The sequence below is a fragment of the Dethiosulfatibacter sp. genome, from assembly GCF_983023055.1.
The window spans coordinates 1-4553 of the sequence record NZ_CEZJXU010000194.1; the positions used below are offsets into that span (position 1 = coordinate 1).

Genomic DNA, 4553 nt, shown 5'->3' on the forward strand with positions numbered 1-4553 from the left:
AGGTTTATACTTGAATAGGTGTGAGATATAGCACCAAAATAATATCATATAGCAGTTCCCTACTCCCTCGGCACGATAATCCTTTATCTATAAGGTAGATTATCATGCCTCGAAGTCGAGACCTCACTGCTATATGATATTATTTTTATTTATTCGTAGTAATCAAATGATTTCATAAAACCTAAAAACTGAAAAATAGTATCTGGCATCAGCGAGGTCTCGACTTCGAGGTTCAACTATCCACGTTATAAATTAAAGATAGTTGTTCCGAGTAAACAAAGCAACTACATTGTGTCATCCCTAAAAGGGATGTTGTATGCGTGGAAAGTAACCTTAAAAGCAAAATCACAACGATTCAAGTGATTTCGCAAATAATTAACTTTCCTAAGCTGGAGTAGGGAGTTGATGCTGGATATTATTTTGGTGCAGAATACTATCAACATGACAAAATGCACAAAACACCTTGAAGCGTCGGTGTTTAGCTACCGCTACAACAATCTTTAATATCTAAAAAAGGATGATTGTTGGTAGCTTATACATGGAAAACTCGTCTCAGTTTTTCTCGCATATCTTCCGGCAGTACATTGTAAAGACCTGTCATTATAACTGCAAAGAGCTGCAGGGTTATAAATACTATGAGTGACCAGGTGATTTTAAGCGTTCCATCAAAATTTATTGAGAGAACGGACTCTACTATGAGTGACAATATGCCGACTCCCACTGCAGTATAGACAGGAATGAAGATGAAGTGGTTCTTGTGCTTTCCTTTCTTGTAAAAGTGTACAGTAAGCAAAAATATCGCAATTGCTGAAATTGTAATGGGAAGTGCATAGGTCAGTGACCATTCCATTTCACCGTCAATATAGTCAAGTAGAAAAGACTGGAGAATTACCGTTGCACTGAAAATTCCAGTACCTATCTTGAGGTGAGGTATGTATCCCATGATTATGAAAAGGTAAATAAGTCCCGCCATTATACAAATTACAAATCCCGTCATATAGTCTGAAATGGATGAACGTATGAGTCCTATAGTGAGAAATATTACTATTGATATTATACTCAGGAGAAAGACGGTAATGAATACCTTGTTCCTGAGTGTTTCTAGTGTTTTTATATACATGTTTCTTGCTTCTGGAAATTTGTTTGTTTCGGTATTTTCCTGCAAGCTGTCAATATCAGGTATTGGGAAGTTACAGAGTGGGCATTCCTTTACATTTTTATCAACTTCAACTCCACACTTTGGACAATAAGCCATTTAATCACCCTCCTTTTGAGTATTTGTTTCTATTTTGACATGGAGATTCATTTTCCTCAGCTTTCTGAAAAATATCTTTTCAATTTCCCTGTTTGGAGTTACACTACCGAAGGAAATGCATGTTTTGTTGTTGTAGCTTAACATTGTTATCTTTGTAAGGTTTCCAACGCTTGGAGGTGGATAGATATCCATTTGGTCCACGTGCCTGCTTATTTCCTCAGGAAGCTTGATCAGTCCAAGATTGGAAAGGCTGCTGGTATAGTTTGTCTCACCGAATCTGCTGTAGATGAAGGGGATGGCAAGGTTTTTAATTGGTAATGGAAGGAGTCTTACCTTCCATTTCTTTTCGCTGGCAACATTTCTGCTTATGAATTTCTGTATGTACTTCTTGTTTACCTTCATGCCGAAATAATGATCTATGTATTTCAGAATTTCGTCAAATGTATAGTCTCCAAGGCTTGTATCGATAGATGGAGTCAAGCTTACGAAAAAATTTTTCAATGTTTTTGAAGGAAACATAGAGCGAAGGTTTATTGGGATGTTCATGGTTACAGGCAGATTACGGCTGTTTGTTTCCGACCCTGTGGTTTTCAAAAAATCAAGGAAGGTCTCGAAATATACGGCCAGTAGAAACTTTGTCACCGATGTATTGTATGACTTGGCAAGATTGTAAAGGTCATCTGACGGAATTATACCAGTTATAATGAAGTATTCCCCTTTGGCATTGAGCTTGAAGGGAAGGTGATAGGCTCTTTTAGGTTTTCTAGGCGCCCTTACTTTTTCGTTGTAGTATTTGTGGAATGCATCTTCATATACCTCTTTTGTATCCGTATAATCGCGGAACATGTCAAGATCGGCTGATTTATCTATATCACCTGTGAGATGAAGGTAATTCAGCAGAAGTGACTGCATGAAAACTACAGCCCCGTATCCGTCGGTGAGGCTGTGGGAAACTTCAAAGCTTATTCTTTTTTTATAGTATATGACTCTAAAGGGAAGAGTATCCTTTTTCTTGAAGTCGAGATACATGCAGGGATAGTAGGTTTCCTCCTGCACCCTGGGAACTGTATTGACCTCTTCAAAATAATACCAGAACAGACCTTTTCTCAGTCTCACCAGAAAATGCTTGAATTTAGGAAGTATTGTTTCCAGTGTTTTTTGAAGTATTTCAGGATCAACATCTTTATTCAAAGTTGCCGAAAGACGTAAAACGGTGGAAACTCTTGGTGAAACTATTGATGGGTAAAGTTTTGCCGCATTGTCAAGCCTGTGCCATTGTCTTTCGTCTGTTTTAGATTTCATATATTCCACCTGTGGTCATTTTGGATGGTGTTTATGTGAATATTACATCATCCTTGTCTTAATTATAACTCAAGAGGGATAAATGAACAAATGTTAATATGAAGTTGAGGGCGAGATTATATTATGGGACTTAAATTAACTCGAGGGCTATTTTAACTATCATGGTTCTTGGTATAATTACTGGTTTACCAGTAATTTCATAAACCATGTTCTTCATTTTTTCAGAATATCCCATACAGTCCATGAATATCACTGAGATATCCTCGTTATCAAGTAGTAAGGCTTCTTTTCTTATATTGTCAATATTTCCATAGGGTGAAGCAAAGACAGGAAAGATTACCATTCCCATGGAATTCCATGCTTTTCTGATATTTGTTTCTTGATCCTTTTCTGGAATAAAAACACCTATCTTCCCTTGAAAACCTATGTTTTTCATAATATTATGAAGGATTTTCTGGGGAGGTAAAATAGGAACCTTGGATACTAGCTCAGGGATTTTCCCGGTACACATCATAAGTATTATGTTACAGCCCTTTTCATTGAGATGGTCTACGCAGTTTTGAAGTAAAGAATGAATTTTTTCTTCGGCGATTTCAACCTGTGAGCCATCCCTCATCCTGCTTACTAGGAACTGATCATTTTCACCTGGTGAGAAGTTTTTGCATATAAAATCATGACTGTATTGATCTAGAGCTCCTGCTTCTATGATTTCAATATTTTCAGGGATGATTTTTCTTACATCTTCTATGATATCGGTTCTGGGGGATTGGCCTATTGTAATAAATCCTATTTTTTTATTTTTCATAGTATAGAGTCCTTTCATTATATATATTCTTTTATGGAATGAAATTGTTGATATTTCTATAATTCTTATTAAATTACAATTTTCATATCCTTGATAATTTTCACATCTCATATTATACTAAATTAAAACAACTAGACAAGGAGCTGTTATGGACTATAGTAAATTTTTGGAATTAAAGAATGTCAACTCCTTAATTCAGCCACAGGAAAAACTAGATTTTGATGAGGTAAGTTGTTCCATTGTAACCGCTCCGGGAAATCACCATTGGGTTGGTAAGGATGATTTTGTAATAATAATACCGGATTTGATAAAGGAAGAAGATGTAAATAATATTTTCAAATCACTTATAGACAAGAATATTAAAGGATGTTGTATTGTTTCCAGTTTAAAAATGTCGGAGATAGATATAAATCTTTGTAAAACATTCAATTTACCTCTGTTTTCTTTTGATGTACCTAGAAAAATTGGTAAACTTCTCAGTATATTGACTGATGAAAAGAATATTGTTGAATATTTACATAACCAACTGAAAAACAATATACTTTGCATCATGAATGGTCCCTGTTTTAACGAAAACAATCTTACTAAGCTCATTGGTATATTCTTAAACAGGGAAACCTATTTATTATCATCAGATTTTACTATGCTTTGTCAGGAAAATGAACACTTGTTATCAAAGGAGGAAATACCTCTTCTGAAATGGTCCGAGGAGCTTTCAACATGGAACAGTACTGCATCATATTCCCTTGAACCGGTCAGCCTTCACCATGAGGATAACACCTATCTTTGTTTTCCATTGAAATCGGAAACAACCATACTTGGATACCTTTGTATACAGGAAGGGCATAAGTGGGGTGATTTGAATACAGTAAGCATGAGTGAACTTTTATCATATTTCATAATATGTTTGGTGCATTACTCGAAAACAAAGGTATTCAGACGTAAATCCTTTGAAGAATTTCTTCAAAGTGTTTTATATGGATTTATTGATGAAGTTGCAGATTTGAAGAAAGAAGCTTCAAATCACAATTTTGAATATTATCTGGAGCGATATGTTTGGATTATCAGAGTAGAGCCAATAGACGGTATGAAGAAAGATGAAAGTCCAAACATCATGAATCAAATTGTACAGCATGCCAGTAACATTTCAGAAAAGTTGTTTTATAAAAACATATTCCTGAAAGAAGGCAA

General features: G+C 35.4%; 4 protein-coding genes. 1 reads left to right on the forward strand and 3 read right to left on the reverse strand.

The window, feature by feature from the left end; all coding sequences use genetic code 11:
• Positions 1 to 532 precede the first annotated feature (532 nt).
• The 3 genes from AC3AX0_RS07815 to AC3AX0_RS07825 all read right to left on the reverse strand — a co-directional run bounded on the left by AC3AX0_RS07815 (position 533) and on the right by AC3AX0_RS07825 (position 3362).
• The gene (locus AC3AX0_RS07815; RefSeq protein WP_487549744.1) at positions 533 to 1255 is read right to left on the reverse strand and encodes a DUF6320 domain-containing protein; all 723 of its coding nucleotides are present in this window, start codon (positions 1253 to 1255) and stop codon (positions 533 to 535) included.
• A complete protein-coding gene (locus AC3AX0_RS07820) occupies positions 1256 to 2557 on the reverse strand; it encodes a hypothetical protein (protein ID WP_487549745.1) in 1302 nt (433 codons plus the stop codon).
• A gap of 130 nt (positions 2558 to 2687) precedes the next feature.
• Positions 2688 to 3362, reverse strand: a complete 675-nt coding sequence (locus AC3AX0_RS07825) for an AroM family protein (protein WP_487549746.1) — start codon at positions 3360 to 3362, stop codon at positions 2688 to 2690.
• A gap of 148 nt (positions 3363 to 3510) precedes the next feature.
• On the opposite strand from AC3AX0_RS07825, the gene AC3AX0_RS07830 reads away from it, so the two are divergent.
• On the forward strand, positions 3511 to 4553 hold a 1043-nt coding region (locus AC3AX0_RS07830), incomplete at its 3' end, for a hypothetical protein (protein WP_487549747.1).